28 protein-coding genes are annotated in these 25,393 nt (G+C 70.7%); 17 read left to right on the plus strand and 11 right to left on the minus strand.

Going from position 1 to position 25,393, the window contains the following annotated elements:
- Positions 1–24 precede the first annotated feature (24 nt).
- On the plus strand, positions 25–1,104 hold the full coding sequence (gene dapE, locus ACIREI_RS14410) for a succinyl-diaminopimelate desuccinylase (RefSeq protein ID WP_403332118.1): 1,080 nt from the start codon (positions 25–27) through the stop codon (positions 1,102–1,104).
- Positions 1,105–1,252: 148 nt separating this feature from the next.
- The gene (locus ACIREI_RS14415) at positions 1,253–2,011 is read left to right on the plus strand and encodes a TIGR00730 family Rossman fold protein (RefSeq protein WP_369172195.1); all 759 of its coding nucleotides are present in this window, start codon (positions 1,253–1,255) and stop codon (positions 2,009–2,011) included.
- A 215-nt stretch (positions 2,012–2,226) separates the two neighbouring features.
- Here ACIREI_RS14415 and folP read toward each other — a convergent pair whose 3' ends face one another.
- On the minus strand, positions 2,227–3,087 hold the full coding sequence (gene folP / locus ACIREI_RS14420) for a dihydropteroate synthase (RefSeq protein ID WP_403332121.1): 861 nt from the start codon (positions 3,085–3,087) through the stop codon (positions 2,227–2,229).
- Positions 3,088–3,232: 145 nt separating this feature from the next.
- Here folP and ACIREI_RS14425 point away from each other — a divergent pair, with 145 nt between their 5' ends.
- Entirely contained in the window at positions 3,233–3,580 is a 348-nt protein-coding gene (locus ACIREI_RS14425; RefSeq protein WP_403332124.1) for a DivIVA domain-containing protein, read from the plus strand.
- Positions 3,580–4,167 (plus strand): DNA-3-methyladenine glycosylase I, encoded by a 588-nt coding sequence (locus tag ACIREI_RS14430; RefSeq protein ID WP_403332127.1) that lies wholly within the window; start codon positions 3,580–3,582, stop codon positions 4,165–4,167. Before ACIREI_RS14425 ends, ACIREI_RS14430 begins: the two co-directional genes overlap by 1 nt.
- 70 nt (positions 4,168–4,237) lie before the next feature.
- On the opposite strand, the gene ACIREI_RS14435 is transcribed toward ACIREI_RS14430, so the two are convergent.
- The gene (locus tag ACIREI_RS14435) at positions 4,238–5,041 is read right to left on the minus strand and encodes an enoyl-CoA hydratase/isomerase family protein (RefSeq protein WP_403332130.1); all 804 of its coding nucleotides are present in this window, start codon (positions 5,039–5,041) and stop codon (positions 4,238–4,240) included.
- Positions 5,042–5,105: 64 nt separating this feature from the next.
- On the opposite strand from ACIREI_RS14435, the gene ACIREI_RS14440 reads away from it, so the two are divergent.
- Together ACIREI_RS14440 and ACIREI_RS14445 are read left to right on the plus strand one after the other, a co-directional pair.
- The gene (locus tag ACIREI_RS14440; RefSeq protein WP_403332133.1) at positions 5,106–5,270 is read left to right on the plus strand and encodes a hypothetical protein; all 165 of its coding nucleotides are present in this window, start codon (positions 5,106–5,108) and stop codon (positions 5,268–5,270) included.
- A 146-nt stretch (positions 5,271–5,416) separates the two neighbouring features.
- Positions 5,417–5,584, plus strand: coding sequence for a DUF3117 domain-containing protein (locus ACIREI_RS14445; protein WP_003966491.1), 168 nt, complete (start codon positions 5,417–5,419; stop codon positions 5,582–5,584).
- A 99-nt stretch (positions 5,585–5,683) separates the two neighbouring features.
- On the opposite strand, the gene ACIREI_RS14450 is transcribed toward ACIREI_RS14445, so the two are convergent.
- Complete coding sequence (locus ACIREI_RS14450; RefSeq protein ID WP_367669690.1) at positions 5,684–6,382, minus strand: O-methyltransferase; 699 nt, start codon at positions 6,380–6,382, stop codon at positions 5,684–5,686.
- A gap of 235 nt (positions 6,383–6,617) precedes the next feature.
- Between ACIREI_RS14450 and sigE the strand changes: the two genes are divergently transcribed.
- The 5 genes from sigE (at position 6,618) to ACIREI_RS14475 (ending at position 12,386) form a co-directional block, all read left to right on the plus strand.
- Entirely contained in the window at positions 6,618–7,316 is a 699-nt protein-coding gene (gene sigE, locus ACIREI_RS14455; protein ID WP_128434766.1) for an RNA polymerase sigma factor SigE, read from the plus strand.
- Positions 7,313–8,284 carry an anti-sigma factor family protein gene (locus ACIREI_RS14460; protein ID WP_403332136.1) on the plus strand — a complete coding sequence of 324 codons (972 nt, stop codon included), beginning with the start codon at positions 7,313–7,315 and terminating at the stop codon, positions 8,282–8,284. Before sigE ends, ACIREI_RS14460 begins: the two co-directional genes overlap by 4 nt.
- A 306-nt stretch (positions 8,285–8,590) precedes the next feature.
- Positions 8,591–10,801, plus strand: coding sequence for a trypsin-like peptidase domain-containing protein (locus ACIREI_RS14465; RefSeq protein ID WP_403332139.1), 2,211 nt, complete (start codon positions 8,591–8,593; stop codon positions 10,799–10,801).
- A 216-nt stretch (positions 10,802–11,017) separates the two neighbouring features.
- Complete coding sequence (locus tag ACIREI_RS14470; protein ID WP_403332142.1) at positions 11,018–11,479, plus strand: sec-independent translocase; 462 nt, start codon at positions 11,018–11,020, stop codon at positions 11,477–11,479.
- A 238-nt stretch (positions 11,480–11,717) separates the two neighbouring features.
- On the plus strand, positions 11,718–12,386 hold the full coding sequence (locus ACIREI_RS14475) for a hypothetical protein (RefSeq protein ID WP_403332145.1): 669 nt from the start codon (positions 11,718–11,720) through the stop codon (positions 12,384–12,386).
- 79 nt (positions 12,387–12,465) lie between these two features.
- Here ACIREI_RS14475 and ACIREI_RS14480 read toward each other — a convergent pair whose 3' ends face one another.
- The 3 genes from ACIREI_RS14480 to ACIREI_RS14490 are packed head-to-tail and all read right to left on the minus strand — an operon-like array spanning position 12,466 to position 15,524.
- On the minus strand, positions 12,466–13,599 hold the full coding sequence (locus tag ACIREI_RS14480) for an Mrp/NBP35 family ATP-binding protein (RefSeq protein ID WP_403332148.1): 1,134 nt from the start codon (positions 13,597–13,599) through the stop codon (positions 12,466–12,468).
- A 43-nt stretch (positions 13,600–13,642) separates the two neighbouring features.
- A complete protein-coding gene (locus tag ACIREI_RS14485) occupies positions 13,643–14,239 on the minus strand; it encodes a DUF1003 domain-containing protein (protein ID WP_403332151.1) in 597 nt (198 codons plus the stop codon).
- Positions 14,229–15,524 (minus strand): magnesium transporter MgtE N-terminal domain-containing protein, encoded by a 1,296-nt coding sequence (locus ACIREI_RS14490; RefSeq protein WP_403332153.1) that lies wholly within the window; start codon positions 15,522–15,524, stop codon positions 14,229–14,231. The genes ACIREI_RS14485 and ACIREI_RS14490 overlap by 11 nt, the downstream gene beginning before the upstream one ends.
- Before the next feature lie 233 nt (positions 15,525–15,757).
- Between ACIREI_RS14490 and ACIREI_RS14495 the strand changes: the two genes are divergently transcribed.
- Entirely contained in the window at positions 15,758–16,513 is a 756-nt protein-coding gene (locus tag ACIREI_RS14495; RefSeq protein WP_403332156.1) for a hypothetical protein, read from the plus strand.
- A gap of 4 nt (positions 16,514–16,517) precedes the next feature.
- Here the strand turns inward: ACIREI_RS14495 and ACIREI_RS14500 are convergent, their stop codons facing one another.
- Positions 16,518–17,030 carry a hypothetical protein gene (locus ACIREI_RS14500; RefSeq protein ID WP_403332159.1) on the minus strand — a complete coding sequence of 171 codons (513 nt, stop codon included), beginning with the start codon at positions 17,028–17,030 and terminating at the stop codon, positions 16,518–16,520.
- Between the two features lie 32 nt (positions 17,031–17,062).
- Positions 17,063–18,178, minus strand: coding sequence for a magnesium and cobalt transport protein CorA (locus ACIREI_RS14505; RefSeq protein ID WP_403332162.1), 1,116 nt, complete (start codon positions 18,176–18,178; stop codon positions 17,063–17,065).
- Positions 18,179–18,685: 507 nt separating this feature from the next.
- On the opposite strand from ACIREI_RS14505, the gene ACIREI_RS14510 reads away from it, so the two are divergent.
- The gene (locus tag ACIREI_RS14510) at positions 18,686–19,270 is read left to right on the plus strand and encodes a suppressor of fused domain protein (RefSeq protein WP_403332165.1); all 585 of its coding nucleotides are present in this window, start codon (positions 18,686–18,688) and stop codon (positions 19,268–19,270) included.
- A 41-nt stretch (positions 19,271–19,311) separates the two neighbouring features.
- Here the strand turns inward: ACIREI_RS14510 and ACIREI_RS14515 are convergent, their stop codons facing one another.
- The gene (locus ACIREI_RS14515) at positions 19,312–20,520 is read right to left on the minus strand and encodes an MFS transporter (protein WP_403332168.1); all 1,209 of its coding nucleotides are present in this window, start codon (positions 20,518–20,520) and stop codon (positions 19,312–19,314) included.
- A 124-nt stretch (positions 20,521–20,644) separates the two neighbouring features.
- On the opposite strand from ACIREI_RS14515, the gene ACIREI_RS14520 reads away from it, so the two are divergent.
- The 3 genes from ACIREI_RS14520 to ACIREI_RS14530 all read left to right on the plus strand — a co-directional run bounded on the left by ACIREI_RS14520 (position 20,645) and on the right by ACIREI_RS14530 (position 23,060).
- Positions 20,645–21,286, plus strand: coding sequence for a DUF6758 family protein (locus tag ACIREI_RS14520; RefSeq protein ID WP_403332170.1), 642 nt, complete (start codon positions 20,645–20,647; stop codon positions 21,284–21,286).
- 139 nt (positions 21,287–21,425) lie between these two features.
- Positions 21,426–22,283 carry a PHP domain-containing protein gene (locus ACIREI_RS14525; protein ID WP_403332173.1) on the plus strand — a complete coding sequence of 286 codons (858 nt, stop codon included), beginning with the start codon at positions 21,426–21,428 and terminating at the stop codon, positions 22,281–22,283.
- A 171-nt stretch (positions 22,284–22,454) separates the two neighbouring features.
- Positions 22,455–23,060: a MarC family protein gene (locus ACIREI_RS14530; RefSeq protein ID WP_403332176.1), complete on the plus strand. Its 606-nt coding sequence runs from the start codon at positions 22,455–22,457 to the stop codon at positions 23,058–23,060.
- Positions 23,061–23,141: 81 nt separating this feature from the next.
- Here ACIREI_RS14530 and ACIREI_RS14535 read toward each other — a convergent pair whose 3' ends face one another.
- Complete coding sequence (locus ACIREI_RS14535; protein WP_403332178.1) at positions 23,142–23,294, minus strand: hypothetical protein; 153 nt, start codon at positions 23,292–23,294, stop codon at positions 23,142–23,144.
- 217 nt (positions 23,295–23,511) lie between these two features.
- On the opposite strand from ACIREI_RS14535, the gene ACIREI_RS14540 reads away from it, so the two are divergent.
- Positions 23,512–24,405, plus strand: coding sequence for an NYN domain-containing protein (locus ACIREI_RS14540; protein ID WP_403332181.1), 894 nt, complete (start codon positions 23,512–23,514; stop codon positions 24,403–24,405).
- On the opposite strand, the gene ACIREI_RS14545 is transcribed toward ACIREI_RS14540, so the two are convergent.
- Positions 24,402–25,307: an alpha/beta fold hydrolase gene (locus tag ACIREI_RS14545; RefSeq protein WP_403332183.1), complete on the minus strand. Its 906-nt coding sequence runs from the start codon at positions 25,305–25,307 to the stop codon at positions 24,402–24,404. The two genes, ACIREI_RS14540 and ACIREI_RS14545, sit on opposite strands and share 4 nt — an antisense overlap.
- Between the last annotated feature and the right edge of the window lie 86 nt (positions 25,308–25,393).

A 25,393-nucleotide genomic window follows, 5' to 3' on the forward strand; every position in this document is an offset into this window, starting at 1 on the left:
ACCCGGCGCGTTAGGGTCGGCACCATGGCCGACACCTCCCTTGACCTCACGCTGGACGCCGCGCGGCTCACCGCGCAGCTCGTCGACTTCCCCTCAGTCAGCGGTACGGAGCAGCCCCTGGCGGACGCCATCGAGGCCGCCCTGCGCGCCCTGCCGCACCTCACGGTGGACCGGTACGGCAACAACGTCGTGGCGCGCACGAACCTCGGTCGGCCCGAGCGCGTGATCCTCGCCGGCCACATCGACACGGTGCCGATCGCGGACAACGTCCCGTCGAGGCTGGACGAGGACGGCGTCCTGTGGGGCTGCGGCACCTGCGACATGAAGTCGGGCGTGGCCGTCCAGCTCCGCATCGCGGCCACCGTGCCCGCGCCGAACCGCGACCTGACGTTCGTCTTCTACGACAACGAAGAGGTGACCGCGGACCTCAACGGCCTCAAGCACATCGCCGAGAACCGCCCGCAGTGGCTGGAGGGCGACTTCGCGGTCCTCCTCGAGCCGTCGGACGGCGAGGTCGAGGGCGGCTGCCAGGGCACGCTCAGGGTCCTGCTCAAGACCAAGGGCGAGCGCGCCCACTCCGCGCGCGGCTGGATGGGCTCGAACGCGATCCACGCGGCGGCCCCGATCCTCGCGCGCCTGGCCTCGTACGAACCGCGTTACCCGGTGATCGACGGACTGGAGTACCGCGAGGGCCTGAACGCGGTCGGCATCAAGGGCGGTGTGGCCGGCAACGTCATCCCTGACGAGTGCGTCGTGACCGTCAACTTCCGCTACGCGCCGGACCGTACCGAGGAGGAGGCCGTCGCGCACGTCCGCGACGTCTTCGCCGACTGCGGGGTCGAGGAGTTCGTGGTGGACGACCACAGCGGCGGCGCGCTGCCCGGGCTGTCCCACCCGGCCGCCGCGGCGTTCATGGCGGCGGTCGGCGGCACCGCACGCCCCAAGTACGGCTGGACGGACGTCTCCCGCTTCTCGTCCCTGGGCATCCCGGCGGTCAACTACGGCCCCGGCAACCCGCACTTGGCGCACAAGCGGGACGAACGGGTCGAGACGGCGAAGATCCTGGCGGGGGAGGAGCGGCTGAGGGCGTGGCTCACGGCGTAGTGCGGCGGTGAGGGGCGTGGGCGCGGGGCTCGCGGGCAGGGCGCTTCATGGCGGACATGCTCACGTCCCCCGTCCGTAACCCGGGTGGATCTACGCTGAGGTGGAACGACCTGCAACACCCGCAGGCCCCGCAGCGGAGGGAGCGTACATGGCTACCGGCAACCCCGAGGGGAAGAAGCAGCCACCGTCGGAGCAGCGCCTGGGACCGGTGATCCGGAGGCGGGGCCAGGTGACGGCGAGTACGACCGACCAGCGACTGCTGGACGCGGGCGGACCCTCCGACTGGGTCCACACCGACCCCTGGCGAGTCCTGCGCATCCAGTCGGAGTTCATCGAGGGCTTCGGCACCCTCGCCGAACTCCCGGCGGCCATCAGCGTCTTCGGCTCGGCCCGCACACCGGTCGACTCTCCCGAGTACGACGCCGGAGTCCGCCTCGGCCGAGGCCTGGTCGAGGCCGGCTTCGCGGTGATCACCGGCGGCGGCCCCGGCGCCATGGAGGCGGCGAACAAGGGCGCGTGCGAGGCGGGCGGCATCTCGGTCGGCCTCGGCATCGAGCTCCCCTTCGAGCAGGGGCTCAACCCCTACGTCGACATCGGCCTCAACTTCCGGTACTTCTTCGTCCGCAAGATGATGTTCGTCAAGTACGCCCAGGGCTTCGTGGTCCTCCCCGGCGGCCTCGGCACCCTCGACGAACTCTTCGAGGCCCTCACCCTGGTCCAGACCCAGAAGGTCACCCGCTTCCCGATCGTCCTCTTCGGCAGCGAGTACTGGGGCGGCCTGGTCGACTGGTTGAAGAACACCCTGATCGCCCAGGGCAAGGCCTCGGAGAAGGACCTGCTCCTGTTCCACGTCACGGACGACGTGGAGGAGGCGGTGGCACTGGTGTCGAAGGAGGCGGGGCGCTAGCGCTGGGCTTGGTCCGAGGTACCAGGGGGCTCCGCTCCCTGGTCCCCCGGAGCCTCAACGCCGGCCCAGGCATTTCAGCCCGTCCGGCGTTTGAGGACGAGGCCCGTTCAGGGCCGAAGCGGGGGCCTGGGGGCCGCAGGCCCCCAGAAGGGCGGGGTCGAAGGGGCGGCAGCCCCTGGGGACGGGACGGGTAGGGGCGGCGGGGGCGAGACCCCTCAGGCCAACCCCCGCCGCGCCACCGCCGGCGCCCGTCGCCCCGCGATCGACGCCACCATGTCCACCACCTGCCGCGTCTCCGCCACCTCATGCACCCGATACACCTGCGCCCCCAACCACGCGGACACAGCAGTCGTGGCCAGCGTCCCCACCACCCGCTCCTTCACAGGCCGGTCCAGCGTCTCCCCGACGAAGTCCTTGTTCGACAGGGACACCAACACCGGCCACCCCGTCTCCACCATCTCCCCCAACCGCCGAGTCGCCTCAAGACTGTGCCGCGTGTTCTTCCCGAAGTCGTGCCCGGGATCGATCAGGATCGACTCCCGCGGCACCCCCAGCGCCAACGCCCGCTCCGCCAACCCCACGGTCACCCGGAGAATGTCGGCCATGACGTCGTCGTACGTCACCCGATGCGGCCGAGTCCGCGGCTCCGCACCTCCCGCATGCGTACACACCAGCCCCACCCCGTACCGCGCGGCGACCTCCGCCAGCCCCGGATCCACCCCACCCCACGCGTCGTTCAGGAGATCCGCCCCCGCCTCGCACACCGCCGCCCCGACCGAGGCCCGCCAGGTGTCCACGCTGATCACGACATCCGGAAAGCGCCGCCGCACCTCGGCCACGAACCCGACCGTCCGCCGCGCCTCCTCCTCGGCGGTCACCTCTTCCCCCGGCCCGGCCTTGACCCCACCGATGTCGATGATCGCCGCCCCCTCGGCCACGGCCTGCTCCACGCGCGCGAGGGCGGGCTCGTCGCGGAACGTGGCCCCTTGGTCGTAGAAGGAGTCCGGGGTCCGGTTCACGATCGCCATGATCACCGGCTCGTGCGTGCCGAACTCACGCCTGCCCAGCCTGAGCATCCCCTGTGACCTCTCCTAGTGCGTCCTGGCAAGTCGCCGGCCTTCGGCCGCCTGCGACCCTAACTGTCAGAGTCGCATGGCACGATCGGACACTGACACACTCGACCGCTCGCATTCACCGACCGTGGGGGCCACAGCGATGGTTATGTTCTTGTTCCTGGTCGTCGCGCTCGCCGTCGTGGTCGCCGCGGTGACACTCGCCGTGGTGGGCGGCGGCGAGGGCGGCGGCCCCTTGCCGGAGGCCGCGCCCGAGCGCCTGCAGGACCTGCTGCCGCTGGACCGCCCGATCAACCGCGTCGACATCGAGGCCCTCCGCTTCCCGCTCGCCGCCCGCGGCTACCGCATGTCCGATGTGGACGACGCCCTCAGCCGCCTCGGCGCCGAACTCGCCGAGCGCGACGCCCGTATCGCAGACCTGGAGTCCGCGCTGGCGGGCGCGCAGGCGTCGGCCGGCCATGTGTCGATGGAGAAGCACGCCCCGGAGGACCACTGATGAGCGGCGGTACGGCCCTCGCCGGTCCGGACGGCGCTCTGCGCTGCCCCTGGGCGCTGTCCACCGCGGACTACGTGACGTACCACGACGAGGAGTGGGGCCGCCCGGTCCACGGCGACGACGCGCTCTACGAACGCCTCAGCCTGGAGGCCTTCCAGTCGGGCCTGTCCTGGATCACGATCCTGCGCCGCCGCGAGGGCTTCCGCGCCGCCTTCGCGGGCTTCGAGATCGCCAAGGTCGCGACCTTCACGGACGCCGACAGGGACCGCCTCCTCACCGACGAGGGCATCATCCGCAACCGAGCCAAGATCGACGCGACCTTGGCCAACGCACGCGTGCTGGCCGAGTGGGCCCCCGGTGAGCTGGACGCCTTCATCTGGTCCCACGCCCCGGACCCGGCCACCCGCCCGGTCCCGAAGACCTTGGCGGACGTCCCCGCGGTCACCCCGGAGTCGACAGCCCTGTCCAAGGCCTTGAAGAAGCGGGGCCTGCGCTTCGTGGGCCCCACGACGGCCTACGCCCTGATGCAGGCCTGCGGCCTGGTGGACGACCACTTGGAAACCTGCGTCGCGAGAAGCGCCCTCTAGGGGCGCGGGGGAACTGCGCGACCAGCCACATCGGACCCGCAGTCCCCAACGCTGCTGATGCCCCTCGGGCTTATCGGCCCAGATACTTCGGCTTTTCCTTGTTCACAAAGGCCTGCACAGCGATCGCATGGTCCTCAGAAGAGCCCGCCCGGGTCTGCAGCTCGTCCTCCTTCTCCAAGGTCTCCTCAAGCGAGTGCGACATCCCGAACGCCACCGCCTCCTTGATCGCCCCATACGCCACCGTCGGCCCCTCGGCCAACGCCCGCGCCACCTTCTCGGCCTCCCCGCGCAGGTCGGCCGAGGGCACGACCCGGTTCGCGATACCCAGCTCGTACGCCTCTTGCGCCTTGATGTTCCGAGGGAAGAGCAGCAGGTCGGCGGCGCGACCCGGGCCGACGACCCGCGGCAGCGTCCACGAGATGCCGGAGTCGGCGGTCAGCGCGACGCCCGCGAACGACGTATTGAAGGCGGCCGTATCCGCCACCACCCGATAATCCGCGGCCAGCGCGAACCCGAACCCCGCCCCGGCCGCGACCCCGTTCACCCCAGCCACCACCGGCTTCGCCATGGACGTGAGCGCGCTGGCGATCGGGTTGTAGTGCTCCCGCACCGTGCTCATCGTCTGCCCCGACCCGGTCTCCCGGTCGGAGACCAGCAGCCCGATGTGCTCCTTCAGGTCCTGGCCCACGCAGAACGCCCGCTCGCCGGCCGCGGTCAGCAGCACGGCCCGTACGGCGTCGTCGCCCGCCGCGGCCCGGACCGCCTCCCGCAGGGCGACCTTGGCCTCGATGTTCAGCGCGTTCATCGCCTCGGGGCGGTTCAGCGTGATCGTCGCGAGTCCGTCGCTCACCTCGTAGAGCACGGTGTCGGCCATGGCGTATCCCCTCCGGTGTCGCGGCTGCGGCGTACTCGTCGGTACGCACTGTCTGAAGGACAGCATGGCGGAGATCACCGACAACGGCTCTGACCGGACGTGTGACCTGCGTCAAAGAATTCATGTCCGGTTCTGTTCGGCCGAAGTGCGTGCGGCGGCGCAGTATCGCAGTCACATCGCCGAATTGAGTGGTTTTGCTCGCGCGCGTTGCCCAAGCGATGCCGACTGATGTTGGTCATCGGGTCCTGAGATGCGGGATAATGGCTTGGAAGCAATGTGTTCGATGCCGGTGTCGCGGGTCTCAAGCCAGACGCGCGTGCCCTCCATGGGGCCGTCGGCTTTGACGATGAGCTGGTTTCAGGAAGGGGAACGAGCATGGCGGCCATGAAGCCGCGGACGGGCGATGGCCCGCTCGAGGTGACCAAGGAGGGGCGGGGCATCGTCATGCGCGTTCCGCTCGAAGGCGGCGGTCGGCTCGTCGTCGAGCTGACCCCTGACGAGGCCGACGCGCTCGGCGACGCCCTCAAGAAGGTCGTCGGCTGACGCGGCAGCGACCCTACCTTTTCGGCGGCCCCGGCATCGCACATGGTGCCGGGGTCGCTGCTTCTCCGGAAGGGGCGTGGCGTACAGTCGGCCGTACGGTCACCGCTTGACCGCGCACAGCAGTCCGTCCCCGACCGGCAGCAGCGACGGCACCAGCTCCTGGCTCTCCCGCACCGCGCGCAGCAGCTCCCGGATACGTATGACTTCCGTGGGCTGCGGGCCCGAGTCCACCGTGCGGCCGTTGGCGAAGACGCCCTCGAAGACGACGAGGCCACCCGGACGCAGCAGGCGCAACGATTCAGCGAGATAGTCGAGGAACTCCAGCCGGTCGCCGTCACAGAAGACGAGGTCGTAACCGGCGTCCGCGAGGCGGGGCAGGACGTCCAGGGCGCGGCCCGGGATGAAGCGGGCGCGGTTGCTGGCGAAGCCGGAGGCGCGGAAGGCCTGGCGGGCGAACTGCTGGTGTTCGGGTTCGGGGTCCACCGTCGTCAGGACGCCGTCGGGGCGCATACCGTGCAGGAGGTGGATGCCGGAGACGCCGGTGCCGGTACCGATCTCCGCCACCGCCTTCGCGTCCACCGAAGCGGCCAGCAACCGCAGCGCGGCACCCGTGCCGGGCGACACCGAGCGCAGTCCCGCCTCACGGGCCCGGTCCCGGGCCCAGCGCAGGACGTCGTCCTCGGCGACGTAGGCGTCGGCGAACGCCCAGCTCGTCTGCCGGTTGCCGGTAATGACCCTCTCCTGTCCCCGTGGTTGCCTGGGCGTGACTGTATCCGTTGCCGACGGGAACCCGCAGATGGGACCGGGCGTTTAGAGGGGTGGGAAGACGAGCGGGGGGACACAGTTGGATCACGATGCCGAACAGGGCCGCGAGCAAGTGCTGACGCAGGCACACCAGCCGTGTCAGCCCAGATCAATTTCTCGTAAAACCGCTTATCCGGAGCTAACGGGCGAGGTGGCTATGGTAGGGGCTCCACTGGACACCACCAGAGCCGACAGGGGAGGTGCGGCTGCGCCTGTGGATCGGGGAGGAGTGCTGCGGCGCTTTCTCGGATCGGCAGGCAGGCCGAAATCCGTGAACGACACCGCTGACCACAGCCACGCCGGCGACTACGCCCAGACCGCGACCTTCTCCACCGACGCGGACGGGCAGGCGTGGACTCCGCCCACGTGGGAGGAGATCGTCAGCACACACAGCGGCCGCGTCTACCGTCTGGCCTACCGCCTGACGGGAAACCAGCACGACGCCGAGGACCTCACGCAGGAGGTCTTCGTCCGCGTCTTCCGCTCCCTGTCGACGTACACGCCGGGCACCTTCGAGGGCTGGCTGCACCGCATCACCACGAACCTGTTCCTGGACATGGTCCGCCGCAAGCAGCGCATCCGCTTCGACGCGCTGGGCGAGGACGCGGCCGAGCGGCTCGCCAGCAAGGAGCCCACGCCGCAGCAGGTCTTCAACGACGCGCACTTCGACGCGGACGTCCAGCAGGCCCTGGACACCCTCGCGCCCGAGTTCCGCGCCGCCGTCGTCCTGTGCGACATCGAAGGGCTGTCGTACGAGGAGATCGCCGCGACCCTGGGCGTCAAGCTCGGCACCGTCCGGTCCCGTATCCACCGTGGTCGCTCCCAGCTGCGCAAGGCTCTTGCCCACCGTTCGCCGGAGGCGCGCGCCGAGCGCCGCTCCTTCGTGCCGCGGGTGGCCGCACTGGGGGGAGGGGGCGCGACCGCGTGAGTGGCTCTCGACCCAACCCCGCAGAACGGCTCCTGGCCGAGCAGCACCTGGGAGACCGACTCTCCGCCCTCGTCGACGGAGAGCTCGGTCATGAAACGCGCGAGCGCGTCCTGGCCCACCTGGCGACCTGCGCCAGGTGCAAGGCCGAGGTCGACGCCCAGCGCCGGCTGAAGAACGTCTTCGCGGAGGCGGCCCCGCCGCCTCCCTCCGAGAGTTTCCTGGCCCGCCTTCAGGGCCTCCCCGGGGGAGGTGACCTGGACGGCGGCGGCTCGCCGCTGGGCGGGGGAGGATTCGGGGGACTGTCCGGGCGGCCGGGCGCCACCGGAGTGTTCGGAGTGAAGCGGGGCGACCGCTTCGAGTTCGGATACGTCCCGTCGCGTCCGCACGGCCCGGCGCTCCCCGCCTCGGAGCGCGGCTTCCGCACTCACCCCGTGGGCCGTCCTGACGCCGATCGCTCCGGGTCCCCCCGGATGCGGTTCGCGTTCGTCGCGGCCGGCGCGGTGTCGCTGGCCGCGATCGCCCTGGGGGGTGTCACGTCGAGCGTGCCGACCGACGCGGAGGCGCGTGGCGGCTCGGGCGGCAGCAATGTGACACCGGCCCGGACGCAGGGCACCGGCGCGGCGACGACACCCGAGAACCAGCGCCGCCGTGGCGTCGGCCCGCTGCTCGCCCAAGGCCAGGGCGAGCGGATGCTCGACACCCCGGTCGCCCCGACCGAGGTATCGGCTCCGCTCCTGCCCGGGATGCCGGCCCAGCCCGCCGACCAGGACATGCACGCCCTGACGGCGCCCGTGGTGGTGGGCGCGGCCGCCATGTCACCGCTGATACGCCCGCTCAGCGAGACCCCGCCGCTCGCCCTGACCGCATGGTCCACGACCCCCGAGATCACGGCGAGCCCCGACCTGCTTGCCGCACCCGTCCCCGACGCGACGTCCTCCCCCTCCACCTCCCCCGCCACAGGCCGCTGACCCGGCCTCTGCGCAGCGGCCCACGAACCTGGTTGAATCCAGGGTGGGCCGCGCGCCGTGCCTGTGGGCCGGGCGCGGATTCGATGAACCGCGGCTGCCGTTGACGCCGCGTGCCGGATGGGGGAGGTAGCACGAAGTCGCCGGTTTTGAAGGCGACTTGAGCGCGACAGCGCAGAGGTGAGTAGGCATTCGGGCGCCGGGACCTTCCCGGTGGCGGCCGACCGTTTCTCTTGGCATGCCTTGGCACGCGGCGAAGAGCGATGCGTCCTACTCGGGCAACGGTCAGCAGCGAGCAGGAAGCAGAGCATGAACGAGGGGAAGCCCGCGAAGGCGAAGTGGTGGAACCGACCCCGGCCGCAGGGCCCTTCGGCCCCGGCGCAGGACACGGAGCCGACGCCGGACGAGGCGAGCGGGACGCTGCCGGGAGCATCGAACGTCACCGAGCGCACGGCACCTGCCGCCACCGGTGAGCCCGGCCTGGGCGGCGAGGCGAACGCCGACGGCGACTTCGAACTGGCCCTGCCCGCGACCCGCACCTCCGACGCCGCGGCTTTGACCGAGGGCGACTTCGAGCTTCCTCGCCCGGCCTTGAACGGCGGTGGGGGTGCGGCTTCGGCGGAGGGTGACTTCGAGCTTCCCCAGCCTGCTGTGAGCGGCAGCGGCGGTGACGTGGCTTCCGCTGACGGCGACTTCGAGCTGGCGCGGCCGGGTGCAGTGGCCGCGTCCGTCCCGTCCGCGGGTGACGCTGCCGCGATCGCGGGGGGTGCCGATGACGCTGCCGCCGCTGCCGCGGAGCCCGCCGACGAGCGCCCGAAGCCCCTGCACGACCCCGATCCCTACAGCACCCCGCCTTACGGCGAGCCCGGTCCCTGGGCGCCCGCCCCGCCGGTCCAGCACCCCGCGGCCACGCCCGCGCAGGGGACGGCCGTACCGGTGCAGGCACCCCCGGCGCACAGCCTTCCGGCGCCCATGCCCGGGCTGCCGACCCCGGCGCAGGGCGAGCGGACCTCAGCGCACGGCACGCCCGCGCCGTCGCCGGCCGCGTCCCCCGGCGTGCCCGCCCAGCCGACGCCCCTCGGATCCGGCGGGCCCACACCCTCATCCCTCGGCCCTGGCGCCCCCGCCCCGGCGGCCCCCGCGTCGGCAGCGCCCGCCACCCCCGCGCCAGTGACCCCGGCGGCCGCCACCCCCGCCCCGTCACCGTCGGTCCCCACCCAGCCGGCGTCGCCCCCCGCCCAGGCAACCCCCGACCCCGCCTACGCCGACGCCCCACCCCCCACCAACCCCTGGCGGAACTACGACCCCTGGGCCCACCCCACGCACCCTGCCCAGTCCACCCACCCCACCCACCCCTCCGCCCCCCTCCAGCAGACCGGCGCCGCAGTCGCCACCGAGGGGCAGCGTCGTAAGCGGGCGAAGAAGGTACTTCTCGTCGGGGCCCTGTTGATCGCGGTCGTATCCGGTGGCGTCGGCGGTGCGGTGGGGGCGTATCTCGAGCGCAACGGTGGCGTGGGGGACGTGGAGCTGCCGCAGGCCGGGGACGAGCCGACCGGGCGGGCGCCGGACAGTGTCGCCGGGATCGCCGCGCGCGCCCTGCCCAGCGTCGTGACGCTGCATGTGAGCGGCGGTGATGAGCAGGGCACCGGGACCGGGTTCGTGCTCGACGACCGTGGTCACATCCTCACCAACAACCATGTCGTCGAACCCGCGGGCGACGACGGCGAGATATCGGTGACCTTCCACAGCGGTGACACCGCCAAGGCCACCGTCGTCGGCCGCGACAGCGGCTATGACCTCGCCGTCGTCAAGGTCACCGGCGTCAGCGGTCTGAGGCCCCTGCCGCTCGGCAACTCCGACAACGTCCAGGTCGGCGACCCCGTCATCGCCATCGGCGCCCCGTTCGACCTGGCCGGTACCGTCACCGCCGGCATCATCAGCGCCAAGGAGCGGCCCATCACGGCCGGCGGCGAGAGCGGCGACGGGAGCGATGTCTCCTACGTCGACGCCCTGCAGACCGACGCGCCCATCAACCCCGGCAACTCCGGTGGCCCTCTCCTCGACGCCCACGCCCGCGTCATCGGCATCAACTCCGCCATCCGCTCCGCCGACACCGGCTCCGACCTGGACAGCGGCCAGTCCGGCTCGATCGGCCTCGGCTTCGCCATACCGGTCAACCAGGCCAAGCGCGTCGCCGAGGAGCTGATCAACACCGGCAGGGCGACCCACCCGGTCATCGGCGTCACCCTCGACATGGACTACAGCGGCGACGGCGCCCGCGTCGGCACGAAGGGCGGCGACGGCGGCTCCGCGGTCTCCGAGGGCGGCCCCGGTGACAAGGCCGGCATCAAGTCGGGCGACGTCATCACCGAGGTCGACGGCCAGCGCGTCCACTCCGGCGAGGAACTCATCGTCAAGACCCGCGCCCACCGCCCCGGCGACCGGCTCGAACTGACCCTGGAGCGCGGCGGCAAGGAGATCAGGATCTCGCTGACCCTCGGCTCGTCGGGCGGTGACTGAGACTCACATGAATCTCACAGCGCGGCCCGTATGACCACCCCGGACGGGCCCTGACAAGGCAAACAGCCCGGAAAACCGCACGTTCATCGCATTCGGAGGCCTCGGGACAGTACCGGTCGTAGCGGATCGCCGGGTACCGTGGATCCGGCCCGGACCACGGAAGACCCGCCAAGACCGCCGAGGGCCGAGGACCGAGGACATCGCAAGGAGCTTCAGGTGTTCAATGACATAGGACCGCTCGAGCTGGTGACGCTCATCGTCCTCGCCGTGCTCGTCTTCGGTCCGGACAAGCTCCCGAAGCTCATCCAGGACGTCACGCGGACGATCCGTAAGATCCGCGAGTTCTCGGAGAGCGCCAAGCAGGACATCCGTCAGGAGCTGGGCCCGGAGTTCAAGGACTTCGAGTTCGAGGACCTCAACCCCAAGACGTTCATCCGCAAGCAGCTGGACAACGACGAACTGGGGCTGAAGGAGATCCGCAACGGCTTCGACCTGAAGAAGGAGATGGCCGAGGTCACCGACGCGGTGCACAGCCGTGACCCGGAGTCGTCCGCTTCCTCCTCGTCGGCTTCGTCGTCGTCCTCCGCCTCGGGTTCCTCCGGCGGCAGCATCGACATGACGAAGAAGCCCGAGAACCCCCGCGACGAGCGTCCGCCCTACGACGCGGACGCCACCTGAGCCGTACGAAAGCCGTACGAACACAGGGGCGGAACACCACTCATACGTGACGCTTCTCATACTCTGCACGGGGTGCGCACGGCCTGAACCCGCTCCCCGCGCGCCTCGCACGTCGGGCGCTTTCCATACTGCTCGGAGTGGTGTGGTTATGCTGCCGAGTTGTTGTGCGGACCGGACGAGTACGCCCGAAGGGGGGCGGGCCGGGCTGGTCCGGCGAGAGCTAGGAGGCGTCCGGGCAATGGAGACGACGAGTCAGACGACGAGTCGGGCAGTCGCGCAGGCGCCGGCCGCGGAGAGCGGACAACAGGTCCCCTCCGCCCGGCGCACGGTCGACGGCTACCTGTTGGCGCCCTTCCCGTGGTACGGCCTCGACGAGGCCTTCACGGGACCGCGCTGGCTGATGCAGGTCGGTATGTCGGCCGACGGGGCCGTGGAACACGGATCCATCGGACACGGCGACGAGCCCTCCGTACGGAACGAGGCGACGGAGGACAAGGACAAGTTCGCGGTGGTGGTGACCGTCGCGGCGAATCCGTCCCGCAGGAGCGCCGACGGCACGGGCCTGCTGGAGGCCACGACGGTGTCCTCGGCGGCGTGGCTCGCGGGGGTGGGGCTGCTGTCGTTCACCTGGCCCGGGCAGATGGACCACTCGCTGCGCGACGACTGGCTGGAGCAGCAGACGGAGACCGCGTGGGCGCTGGCCGACGACCTTGACGGTCCGGACTGGTCGACGCTCTCCCTGCCGGTGGACGGCGTGCCCACGCCCTTCCACTACCGGGAGTCCGAGTTCGGCTGGGTACTGGCCGGCTCGACTCAGGAGGGGGTGCACGTGGGGGCGTACGGGAGAGGTCTGAGCGCGTATGGCCTCGGGTTCGCGATGATCAAGGACATCGCGGCATACGCCTAGGCATCGCCCCGCACCAGGACAGAGTTACGACGATGGGGGCGCCGTCCGCTGAGACGGCGCCCCCATCGTCGTACCGAAATCAGAACTTGTTGCGCGGCGTGATCCCCAGCGACATGCCCGACAGGCCCCGCTGCCGCCCGCCCAGCTTCCCCGCGATCGCCCGCAGGGCCGAGCCCGCCGGGGAGTCCGGGTCCGTCAGGACCACCGGCTTGCCCTCGTCGCCGCCCTCGCGGAGGCGGACGTCGATCGGGATGTTGCCGAGGACCGGGACGTTCGTGCCGGTCGTGCGGGTCAGGCCCTCGGCGACCACCTGGCCGCCGCCCGTGCCGAACACGTCGACCATCTCGTCGCAGTGCGGGCAGGGCAGGCCGGACATGTTCTCGACCACGCCGACGATCTTCTGGTGGGTCTGGACGGCGATGGAGCCCGCGCGCTCGGCGACCTCGGCCGCCGCCTGCTGCGGGGTCGTCACGACCAGGATCTCGGCGTTCGGGACCAGCTGGGCCACGGAGATCGCGATGTCGCCGGTGCCGGGCGGGAGGTCCAGGAGCAGGACGTCCAGGTCGCCCCAGTACACGTCCGCCAGGAACTGCTGCAGCGCCCTGTGCAGCATCGGGCCGCGCCACACGACCGGGGCGTTGCCCGGTGTGAACATGCCGATGGAGATGACCTTCACGCCGTTCGCGGACGGTGGCATGATCATGTTCTCGACCTGGGTCGGACGCCCGTCGGTGCCCAGCATGCGCGGCACGCTGTGGCCGTAGATGTCGGCGTCGACGACGCCCACCTTCAGGCCGTCGGCCGCCATCGCCGCCGCCAGGTTGACCGTCACCGACGACTTGCCGACGCCGCCCTTGCCGGACGCGACCGCGTACACGCGGGTCAGCGAGCCGGGCTTGGCGAAGGGGACCTCGCGCTCGGCGGTGCCGCCGCGCAGGGCGTTCGCCAGCTCCTTGCGCTGCTCGTCGCTCATCACGTCGAGCGTGACGTCGACGCGGGTGACGCCCTCGACCCGGGAGACCGCGTCCGTCACACGCTGCGTGATCGTCTCGCGCATCGGGCAACCGGAGACCGTCAGGTACACCGTGACCGCGACCGCTCCGTCCGCGCCGATGTCGACCGACTTGACCATCCCGAGCTCCGTGATGGGTCGGTTGATCTCCGGGTCGTTCACCGTCGCCAGTGCTTCGCGCACCGCGTCTTCCGTAGCCATAGACACGATGGTACGGCGCGGTAGCCATGCCCCGGAAAGCCCGTCAGCGGTCGTCTACGTCACGTCCCGGCGACCGATCTGCCGGGAATACCCCGTGCTCGCGGTGACCGTTGCCCATCTCCTCCAGCTCCTTCATCAGGTCCTGGAGCTCCGAGCGCATCCAGTCGCGGGTGGCGACCTCGCCGAGGCCGATGCGCAGGGCGGCGATTTCCCTGGTCAGGTACTCGGTGTCGGCGATCGACCGCTCGTTCTGCCTGCGGTCCTGTTCGAGCTCGACCCGGGAGCGGTCGTCCTGGCGGTTCTGAGCGAGCAGGATCAGCGGGGCGGCGTAGGAGGCCTGCAGGGACAGGGCCAGGGTGAGGAAGATGAACGGGTACTCGTCCCAGCGCAGGTCGCTCGGCGCTGCGATGTTCCACAGCACCCACACGATGATCACGACCGTCATCCAGACGAGGAACCGCCCGGTGCCGATGAAACGGGCGATGCGCTCCGACAGCCGTCCGAAGGCCTCCGGGTCCCACTCGGGCAGGATGCGGCGGCGCGGCGGCCGGGGCTGGTCGAGGCGCGCGCGGGGCGCCCGGCTGGCCGCGGTGGCGCCCGACACCACCCGCTCGCGCGTGCCCTCACGCTCAGGAGCCATGGGCCGCCACCCCCTCTCCCGTGTCCTCGTCCAGGTGGAACTCCGTCTCCCGCCAGTCGTCGGGCAGCATGTGGTCCAGCACGTCGTCCACGGTCACCGCGCCCAGCAGCGACCCCGACTCGTCGACGACGGGCGCCGCGACCATGTCGTACGTCGCGAAGAACCCGGCGACGACCGGCAGCGCCGCGTCCGGATCCAGGGCCTCCAGTGCCTCGTCGACGAGCGAGCTGACCAGGGTGTAGGGCGGGTCGCGCAGCAGCCGCTGGAAGTGGACCGTGCCGAGGTACTTGCCGGTGGGTGTCTCGTCGGGTGGGCGGCAGACGTAGACCTGGGCGGCGAGGGCGGGGGACAGGTCGGGATTGCGGACGCGGGCGAGGGCGTCGGCGACGGTGGCGTCGGGGCGCAGGATGATCGGCTCCGTCGTCATCAGACCGCCGGCGGTGTGCTCCTCGTACGCCATCAGCCGGCGCATGTCGGCCGCGTCGGCGGGCTGCATCAGGCTCAGCAGGCGCTCCTGGTCGTCCTCCGGGAGTTCCCCGAGCAGGTCGGCCGCGTCGTCCGGGTCCATGGCCTCCAGGACGTCCGCGGCGCGCTCCTCCTTCAGCTTGCCGAGGATCTCGATCTGGTCGTCCTCCGGGAGCTCTTCGAGTACGTCGGCGAGGCGGTCGTCGTCGAGGGCGGCGGCCACCTCGGCGCGGCGCTTGGGGGAGAGGTGGTGCAGGACGTTGGCGAGGTCGGCGGGGCGCAGCTGCTCGAAGGTGGCCAGCAGGCTCTCGGCGCCCTGTCCCTTCTCCTCCGCGGAGAAGCCGGTGACAGCCGACCACTCGACGGTCAGCGACTCTCCCTTGGCGCGCCGGAAGGTGCCGCTCCGGCCGCCCTTCCGCACGAACACCTTGTCGATCTCCCACTCCCGGCGGGCCGGCAGCTGGTGCACCGACAGATCGAGGACGGTGACCTCCTCGCCGGTCTCGACGAGGGTGACGCGCCGGTCGAGCAGCTCACCGAAGACGAGGCGCTCGGTGGGGCGCTGCTCGAAGCGGCGGACGTTGAGCACACCGGTGGTGATGACCTGGCCGGACTCGATGCTGGTGACGCGGGTCATGGGCAGGAAGATGCGGCGCCGGGTGGAGAGTTCGACGACGAGACCGAGCAGGCGCGGGGGGCGCCGGCCGACGCGCAGCATGACGACCAGATCGCGGACGCGGCCCACCTGGTCGCCGTTCGGGTCGAACGCGGCGACGCCGGCGAGGTGCGAGACGAAGATCCGGGGGGCGCCGGCTGCCATGGCTGCGGCTCCTTTGTGTGCGGGATGTGCCGTGTTGCTGTCGCTGTTTGTTCGCTGTTTCGCGTGCTGTGCCGGTTTTCCGAATTGCCCGCTCGGGTGGGCTTCAGGCTAGCCCGTCCGGATCCGATACGCCCTGGTGAGCGGTCCGGACGGACTGGCTCCGCCGGGGACCTGACCGCCCGGTACGCTGCCGTACGCCGCTCGGGTCCCATGACAGAAAGGCAGCCCCACCTGTGACTGCGATTCCCCAGGGTCGTACGCGCCGGGCCGCGCTGGTGAGTGCCGTGTGCGCCCTGGTCGTGTCGGGAACGGCACTGACGGGATGCAGCGAGGACCCCGACGAGGGCACCAACGGGGTCGGTAAGCTTCCCGCCGCCGAGATCCAGCGCAAGACCCGTGCGGCCGCCGACGCCACCGACGCGGTGCGCCTCTCCGGGAACGTGGTGACCAGTGGGCGCACTTACCAACTCGACATGCGGCTGAAGTCCGACGGCGCGACGGGGTCGGTCACCGTGCGGGGAACGACGTTCCAGCTGCTGCGGATCGGTGAGCAGCTGTATCTGAAGGCCGACGCCGGTTTCTGGAGCGACGCGGGCGCGCAGGGCGGCGCGGACAAGTCGGACACCGCGGCCGCGGACAAGCTGAACGGCAAGTTCGTGAAGGTGCCGCAGGGCGACCCCTCGTACAAGAAGTTCAGCGGCTTCACCGACAAGGACGTCCTCCTCGACGGCCTGCTGACCCTCCACGGCACGCTGGCGACCGACGGCCACCACGAGCAGGCCGGCACCCGCACCATCCGCATCACCGGCGACGCGGGCTCCGGCGGCACCCTCGACGTCTCCCTGGAGGGCGCCCCGTACCCCCTGCGCCTGACCCGGGCCGGCGGCGCGGGCACCCTGACCTTCTCCTCCTGGGGCAAGGACTTCACCCTGGAGAAGCCGGCGAAGGACGACACGGTGGACTACGGCAGGCAGCTGCCGACGTCGTGACCGTCTACCGGCGCCGCTTCTTCTTCAGCAGCAGCCGGGGAAGCCCCGCGGGGATCGGCTGACGCGTCGTCGCCGGGGAAGGCAGCGGCGCCTCGGCCAGGGAGCCGTCCGGCAGCGGGGCGGTGGTTCCGGTCGGCTCCAGGCGCAGCACCCGGCACTCGCGGGCCCAGCGGGACGGCATGGCCTCGCCGTCGGGAGCGTTGAGCCGCTTGCCCTTCAGCTCGCCGACCGTCGCCTCCCACTCCTCGGAGCCCGACGCGAGCTCGACGACCTTCGCGCTCCAGGAGACCAGCCGGCCGCCCTTGTCCTTGCTGCGGACCGTCACCTCGGCCTCGCCCCCGTCGGCCAGCCCCGGCAGCGGCTGCTCGCCCGGCCCGTCGCCCACGACACACGCCGCACCCTCGTGCCACACGTGCCACAGCGCCCGGGCCGGGACACCGGGGCCCTTGACCCAGATGAGGCCGGACTTCTTCGTGGCCTCCTCGACGAGGGCCTGGTCGAGCAGCTCGCTTGTCATGGCCCAAGACTATCCAGCGGTCTCCGACCCGGTCAGAGCCATCCGTTCCGCTTCAGCGTGCGGTGGATACCCAGGCAGAGGGCCACCGTGATGGTCATGACCATCGGGTAGCCGTACTTCCAGCCCAGCTCGGGCATGTGCTTGAAGTTCATCCCGTACACACCGCACACCATCGTCGGTACGGCGATGATCGCGGCCCACGACGTGATCTTCCGCATGTCCTCGTTCTGCGCCACGGACGCCTGCGCGAGGTTGGCCTGGAGGATGGAGTTGAGGAGTTCGTCGAAGCCGATGACCTGCTCCTGCACCCGGGCGAGGTGGTCGGCGACGTCCCGGAAGTACTTCTGGATGTCCGGGTCGATCAGCCGCATCGGCCGCTCGCTCAGCAGCTGCATGGGCCGCAGCAGCGGCGACACCGCGCGCTTGAACTCCAAGACCTCACGCTTGAGTTGGTAGATCCGTCCGGCGTCCGTGCCGCGGGGCGTGCCCTTCCGGCCCGGCGAGAACACCTCCGTCTCCACCTCGTCGATGTCGTCCTGCACCGCGTCGGCGACGGCGACATATCCGTCGACGACATGGTCGGCGATCGCGTGCAGTACGGCCGACGGGCCCTTGGCGAGCAGTTCGGGGTCGTCCTGCAGCCGGTGCCGCAGCGCCCGCAGAGAGCCCTGGCCGCCGTGCCGGACGGTGATGAAGAAGTCCCGCCCGGTGAAGCACATGACCTCGCCGGCCTCGACGATCTCGCTGTTGGCGGTGAGCTCGTCGTGCTCGACGTAGTGGATGGTCTTGAAGACGGTGAACAGGGAGTCGTCGTACCGCTCCAGCTTGGGCCGCTGGTGCGCCTGCACCGCGTCCTCCACGGCCAGCGGGTGCAGCCCGAACTCACCGGCGATACCCGAGAATTCGGCCTCGGTCGGCTCGTGCAGACCGATCCACACGAAGCCGCCGTCCCGCCGCACCTGACGCATCGCCTCGTGCGGGGTCAGGGGCTTCGAGCTCTCGACGCGGGCGCCGTTGCGGTAGACGGCGCAGTCGACCACGGCGGAGGGCGTCGCGGGGTCGCGGGTGGTGTCGTACGCGCCGGTGTCCTTGCGCAGTGAGACGCGGGACGGGCGGACCACGGCACGCAGGTCGCGGATCATCGACATGGGCAGGGCTCCTTCGCAACGGGCAACGAAGCGCGGAGGGCCGCCGAACGGATGGAACTGCCCGGAATGGGGACGTCCTGACCTCAGGATGTTTGGCACGTCCACAAAGCGGGGAGCACCGCACCGTCGCGGTGGCGGGCTTCGTTGCTGATTCAGATCAGACAGATCAGGCAAAGCGAAACGAAGTGCTCTTCCGTGTGAGGACGCGAGCGTGAAAGGACGGCGGTCAGCCGGAGCGGAACAGCCGAATCAGCTACATCAGCGGCGGGAAGAGCGAGTGGTACTGCACGGTCGACTTCGATCCATGACAGCCCCACCTCCTCCGGCCGGTCCCTCGTGAGGGACGTTCCATACCCCGTTCGGGGTTCCCCTAGGGGAGTCGAACTTGGCGTCGGGACTCGATCGCGACGCTTCTGCGTGCTGCCCCGAACACCGGGCAAGAGTATCAGCCGACTGAAGTGTCAAGGCGCTGCTTTGCCCGGTACTGACGAGTTCTATGCTCGCCGCATGGCTGATGTTCTTCCTCTGGTCGAGGCCCGGTTGCGCACCGCGCTGGGCGAACCGGACGCGCGCGCGGCGGTCACCTTCCTCGGTACGGACCGCATCGAGGTGCTCCGTTTCCAGGAGGGCGACATCGTCCGCTACGCCACGCTCGGCATGTCCGCGCAGCCGATGAGCGACCCCACCGCGGTGCTCGCCGACCCGGTCAAGGGCCCGCGCGCCGAGCTGATCCTCTCCGTCCGCTCCGGCCTCGCCGATACCGACAAGGTGCTCCGCCCGCTCGCCGTACTCGCCGCGTCCCCGCAGGTGGAGGGTGTGATCGTGGCCCCGGGCGCCTCTCTGGACGTCGGCGAACCGCTGTGGCCCGGCGCCCCGTTCACCTCGGTCCTGGTCGCCGAGCCGGGTGGCCTGGTGGATGATCTGGAACTCGACGAGCCCGCCGACCCCGTGCTTTTCCTGCCGCTGCTGCCCATGACCCCGAACGAGGCCGCCTGGAAGCGCGTGCACGGCGCCCAGGCGCTCCAGGAGCGCTGGCTGACGAACGGGACGGACCTCCGGGATCCCGCCCGCGCATCCGTCCCGCTGGAGTGATCGTGGCGTGAGCAACCTCACCAACCGGTGGCCGAAAAGCGTCAGTTGGCGAACACCGTGACGCTGTCCTCGACCGCGTGCTTCGTCTCCAGTTCCTCGGCGTCGTGCGCGAGCGCCCTGCGCCGTACGACGACCACGAGCGCGCCCGCGACAGCCGTGACCGCCGCCACCACGAACGGGACGTGGATGCTGCCGGTCCACTCCTCGATCCTCGGCGCGAAGAAGGGCGCGGCCGCCGCCGCGAACCACCGCACGAAGTTGTAGCCCGCGCTCGCCACGGGGCGAGGCGCGTCGGAGACGCCGAGCGCCAGCTCCGTGTAGACGGTGTTGTTCACGCCGATGAACGCGCCGGACAGGACCGTGCAGACGACGGCGGTGGTGTGGCCGCCGTAGCCGAGGACGAGCACGTCCACGGCGAGCAGCACCAGCGAGCCGCCGAGCACCTTCAGCGAACCGAACCGCTCCTGCAGCCGCGGCGCCACGATCACCGAGAACACGGCGAGCAGCACACCCCAGGCGAAGAACACCGCACCCGACCGGTACGGGCTCATGTCCAGCACGAACGGCGTGAAGGCCAGCACGGTGAAGAACGTGTAGTTGTAGAAGAACGCCGAGACCGCCGCGGACGCGAGGCCGCCGTGACCGAGCGCCTTGAGCGGGTCCAGCAGGGAGGTCCTGTGGGCCGGCTTCGGCTGCTCCTTCAGGAACACGGCGATGCACAGGAAGCCGACGGCCATCAGGAAGGCCGTACCGAAGAACGGGTAGCGCCAGCTGGCGTCCCCGAGCAGCGCGCCCAGCAGTGGCCCGCACGCCATGCCGAGGCCGAGGGCGGACTCGTACAGCAGGATCGCCGCCGCGCTGCCTCCGGCCGCCGCGCCGACGATGACCGCGAGGGCCGTGGACACGAAGAGCGCGTTGCCGAGCCCCCATCCGGCCCGGAAGCCGACCAGTTCGCCGACCGATCCGGACGTGCCCGCGAGCCCGGCGAAGACGACCACGAACGCGAGGCCGAGCAGCAGGGTCCTGCGGCCGCCGATCCGGCTGGAGACGAAGCCGGTGACCAGCATTGCCACGGCGGTGATGAGGAAGTACGAGGTGAAGAGCAGAGATACCTGTCCGGCGGTGGCGTTCAGCCCGCTCGCGATGGACGGCAGGATCGGGTCGACCAGTCCGATGCCCATGAAGGCGACGACGGACGCGCCGGCGGTCGCCCACACGGCCTTCGGCTGACGCAGTGAGATAGATGGCATATACACATATTAAGTTAGGCATGTTAACGATGCAAAGGTGGAGCCGCCTCCTTCGAGAACCGGTTCCGCCCGGACGGGTGATCGTCCTTGACGTGGCGCACGAGGGGTAGGACCGTGGGGCCCTATGAGGGGCGAACCCAGTTGCCCGAAGTGTGGTGGCCGGGTCAGGGCTCCCGGACTCTTCGCCGACACCTGGCAGTGCGATGTGCACGGCACCGTGCATCCGGTGCAGCCCGTGATCCCGCCCAGCGTCGAGGCCCTCGAAGTCGTGGTGCACCGCACGCAGGTGCCGGTGTGGATGCCGTGGCCGCTGCCGATCGGCTGGCTGTTCACGGGTGTCGCCAGCGCGGGCGACGACCGCAGTGGCGGCCGCGCGACCGCGGTGGCCTGCTCCGGACCCGGCCCGCTCGGCGGCATGGGCGAGTTGATCCTGGTCGCCGAGGAGCTCGGCGTCGGCCTCGGCGCGCGCTACGCGGGCATGGACGGACCGGACCCGGGACCGCACATGAACGTCGAGAAGCCACCCCAGGCCAAGGTTCTGGCCGCCGGCCGCCCGACCCCGCTGTGGCATGTCTCCGGGACCCCCGAGGACCGCGCCGTCTTCGCGGGCGAGGCGCTCGGGATGTGGCTGTGGGCGGTCGTGTGGCCCGAGCAGTCCGGGTTGTTGATGTACGACGAGCTGGTGCTGACGGACCTGCGCGACGCGGGGGCGGAGGTGGAGCTGGTGCCTTGCGGGGCGTTGTCGCCACGCTTGCTTGAACCGTAGGGCCTGCGCGAGTGGGGGTTCGGCCCCCTAGGGGGCCGATGTAAGGGGCGCTCGGCCGTACGACTGTGACAGCAGTCGTTGAAAATGCGGTTATCCTTGAGCGTCCCCTTCCGCGCCGTCACCGACTGGAGTTCGCGTCGTGCGTATCGATCTGCACACCCACTCCACCGCCTCCGACGGCACGGACACCCCGGCCGAGCTGGTGCGCAACGCCGCCGCGGCGGGGCTGGACGTCGTGGCGCTCACCGATCACGACACCACCCGCGGGCACGCCGAGGCGATCGCCGCGCTGCCGTCGGGGCTCAGCCTGGTCACCGGCGCCGAGCTGTCCTGCCGTATCGACGGCATCAGCATGCACATGCTGGCCTACCTCTTCGATCCCGAGGAGCCGGCGCTGCTCGCCGAGCGGGAGCTGGTGCGCGACGACCGGGTGCCCCGGGCTCAGGGCATGGTCGCCAAGCTCAACGAGCTGGGCGTGCCCGTCACCTGGGAGCAGGTGCTGCGGATCGCCGGTGACGGCTCGGTCGGCCGGCCGCATGTCGCCACCGCGCTGGTCGAGCTCGGAGTCGTACCGACCGTGGGGGACGCCTTCACGCAGGACTGGCTGGCCGACGGCGGGCGGGCCTTCGTGGAGAAGCACGAGACCGATCCCTTCGAGGCGATCCGGCTGATCAAGGCCGCGGGCGGCGTCGCCGTCTTCGCGCACCCCGCCGCCAGCAAGCGGGGCCGTACGGTGCCGGAGTCCGCGATCGCCGACATGGCCGCGGCCGGGCTCGACGGCATCGAGGTCGACCACATGGACCACGATCCCGACACGCGCGCGCGGTTGCGCGGGCTCGCGAAGGAGCTCGGGCTGCTGACGACAGGGTCGAGCGACTACCACGGCAGCCGCAAGACGTGCGTGCTCGGCGAGTACACGACGGATCCCGAGGTGTACGGCGAGATCACGCGCCGGGCGACCGGGGCGTTTCCCGTGCCGGGGGCCGGCGGAGTCTAGGTCGGTCAGCTTCACGTTCGTTCAGAGGCACCCGGCGTCGTCGGCTGTGCCCACCCGTTCCGCCCCGCGGAACGACTGCCCACAGCGGTAGCGGCACAGCGGCCGTAGCCCGGCCGAGCATCCCCCTGCCCGCCCACCGCGCGTTCATCCCCATCGCAAGGCCCATCACCCATGTTCGACCTCGCCGTCTTCGGCTCCCTGTTCCTGACCCTCTTTGTCATCATGGATCCCCCCGGGATCACCCCGATCTTCCTCGCGCTCACCGCCGGCCGCCCGGCCAAGGTGCAGAAGCGGATGGCCTTCCAGGCCGTCTGTGTCGCGGGCGGAGTGATCACGGTGTTCGGGCTCCTCGGCCACCAGATCCTCAACTACCTGCATGTCTCCGTCCCCGCGCTGATGATCGCGGGCGGGCTGCTGCTCCTGCTGATCGCGCTCGACCTGCTCACCGGCAAGACCGACGAGCCCAAGCAGACCAAGGACGTCAACGTCGCCCTCGTCCCGCTGGGCATGCCTCTGCTGGCCGGGCCGGGTGCGATCGTGTCGGTCATCCTCGCCGTGCAGAAGGCCGACAGCGCCGCCACGCAGGTGTCGGTATGGGCGGCGATCCTCGCCATCCATGTCGTGCTGTGGCTCGTGATGCGGTACTCGCTGCTGATCATCCGGGTCATCAAGGACGGTGGCGTGGTCCTGGTGACGCGGCTCGCGGGCATGATGCTGTCGGCGATCGCCGTGCAGCAGATCATCAACGGCGTCACGCAGGTGATCCAGGGCGCCTGAGCCCGGGCGGAGCATGCGCGAAGCCCCCGCACGGCCTGTGCCGTGCGGGGGCTTCGAAGCTTCTGCGGTGATCCGCGTCTGTTATGAGGCCATGGTCTCGGCCGGTCGGATCCAAAGCCGCTGGCCGATTGCCGCGGCCTGCTGAACGATCCGGTTGACGGAGGCGGCGTCCACGACAGTGCTGTCCACGGGCGTGCCGTCGACCTCGTCGAGTCGCATGATTTCGAAGCGCATGGCTTCTCCCTTCGTCTGGTCATCCTCCTGAGGAGAACTACTGGGTTCACACTTGGTTACACACGTATGCAACGGCCTGCGTGTTACAAACATTCCCTACGCTAAAGAAATTTTTCGAACGGCTAACTACTGACCGGTAAGTGGCTGCTGAGAGATCGCCGCGGGACTGACCGGGACCGGTTGTGTTCGCAGCGTGACCGCCAGGACAATGGAGGCGATGAACGACGACCTCGCGGCACTCGCCGCGCGCATCGACCGCACCAACGAGCTGCTGCAACGCATGCTCGCCGAGGTGGCGAAGACGCCCTCGACCCATGCGATCTTCGTCGACGCGGGCTATCTGTACGCCGCCGCGGGACGGCTCGTCGCCGGCACGGAGGACCGCCGGGCCTTCGACCTGGACGCCGAGGGACTGATCGAGGCGCTCATCGACCGGGCCCGCACGATCTTCGCGGACAGCCGGCTGCTGCGGGTCTACTGGTACGACGGTGCGCGGCGCCGTATCCACACGGCGGAGCAGCAGTCCATCGCCGAGCTCCCCGATGTGAAGGTGCGGCTGGGCAACCTCAACGCCAACAACCAGCAAAAGGGCGTCGACTCACTGATCAGGACCGACCTGGAGTCCCTGGCCAGGCACCGCGCCATCAGCGACGCGGCACTCCTCGGCGGGGACGAGGACCTGGTCTCGGCGGTCGAGGCGGCGCAGGGGTACGGGGCGCGGGTGCACCTGTGGGGCATCGAGGCGCCGGAAGGCCGCAACCAGGCCGAGCCCCTGCTCTGGGAGGTCGACAGTCAGCGCACCCTCGACCTCGACTTCTTCAAGCCGTACGTCTCCCGGCGCACGGCCGCCGCGTACGAGGCGGCGGGGGCCCGTCCGACGCGGGAGGACGTCCGGTTCGTCGGCGCGCAGATCGCCGCGAAGTGGCTCGCGGCGCGCGGGCGGGAGTCGCTGGTCGAGCTGCTGCCCGGGCACCCGTACCTCCCCGGATCGGTGGACCAGGACCTGCTGGTGGAGGCGGAGGGGCTGCTGCAGTACTCGCTGCGCGGGCAGGCGGATCTGCGGCGGGCGCTGCGGGACGGGTTCTGGGAGCACCTGCAGGCGCAGTATTAGGCCTCTGCCGGGTGGGCGCTGTCGCCGTCGACGGTGTCCCAGAAGTCGGCGACGGCCTCGGCCGTGGGCAGGGGCTGGTCGGCGTTGGGGGAGTGCTCGGCGCCGGGGATGATCGTCCGGCGGGCGTTCAGCCGGGCGGCCATGTCGTCCAGGACCGGGACCGGCCACGTGTCGTCGCTGGCTCCCGACAGGACGTGGAACGGGAGCGGTACGGTGGCGAGTTCGTCGACGCGGTCCGGTTCCGTGCACAACTGACGTCCCGTCGCGAGGAGTTGCGCGGGCTTCGTGCCGAGCCAACGGCGCCGCAGCAGCTCCTGGCCACCGATGCCGCGCGCCGGCCCGCCGACCTCCTCGGGCGGCCCCATCGCGAGGATCGCCTCCCAGGTCTCGGCCATGGTCATCACCGCGAGCGCGTCCCGCAGCAGCTTCACGCGCTGCTGCTGGGAGTCGGAGATCTGGGCGGGGCCCGACGCCATGAGGGTGAGTGAGCGGAACGGCGCGTGGTCGAGGAGGACGGCCGCACGGGCGATCTGGCCGCCGAGGGAGTGGCCGAAGAGGTGCAGGGGGGTGTCGGGGGTGCCTCCCAGGGCCGCCGCCTGGGCGAGGACGTCTCGGGCCAACTCGTCCTGCGCGTAGGCGGATTCGTCGCGCTCCGGGCCGTCCGACTCGTGCTGTCCGCGACCGTCGACGGCGACCGTACGGTAGCCGCGCGCCGCGAGCGGCTCGTGCATCAGCGTGAAGTCCTCCTTGCTGCCGGTGAATCCGGGAAGCAGCAGGGCCACGCCGCGGGGCTCGACGCCAGGGGCGGCGGGGGAGTCGACGACGGCGAAGGCCCCGCGAGAGGTGCCGAGGGGGTAGGCGCGGGCGTTCGGGGGCGGCGTGAAGGCGGGTTGGGTGGTCACGGGGGGAGGGTAGCCGGTGTGCTGCCAGAGCCCTACCTGGTGGCTCGGGTGGGGCGGTGGGTCGGTCCTGTGAGGGGCCCGCGGGG

The organism is Streptomyces sp. NPDC093591, from assembly GCF_044764885.1.
Taxonomy (GTDB): domain Bacteria; phylum Actinomycetota; class Actinomycetes; order Streptomycetales; family Streptomycetaceae; genus Streptomyces.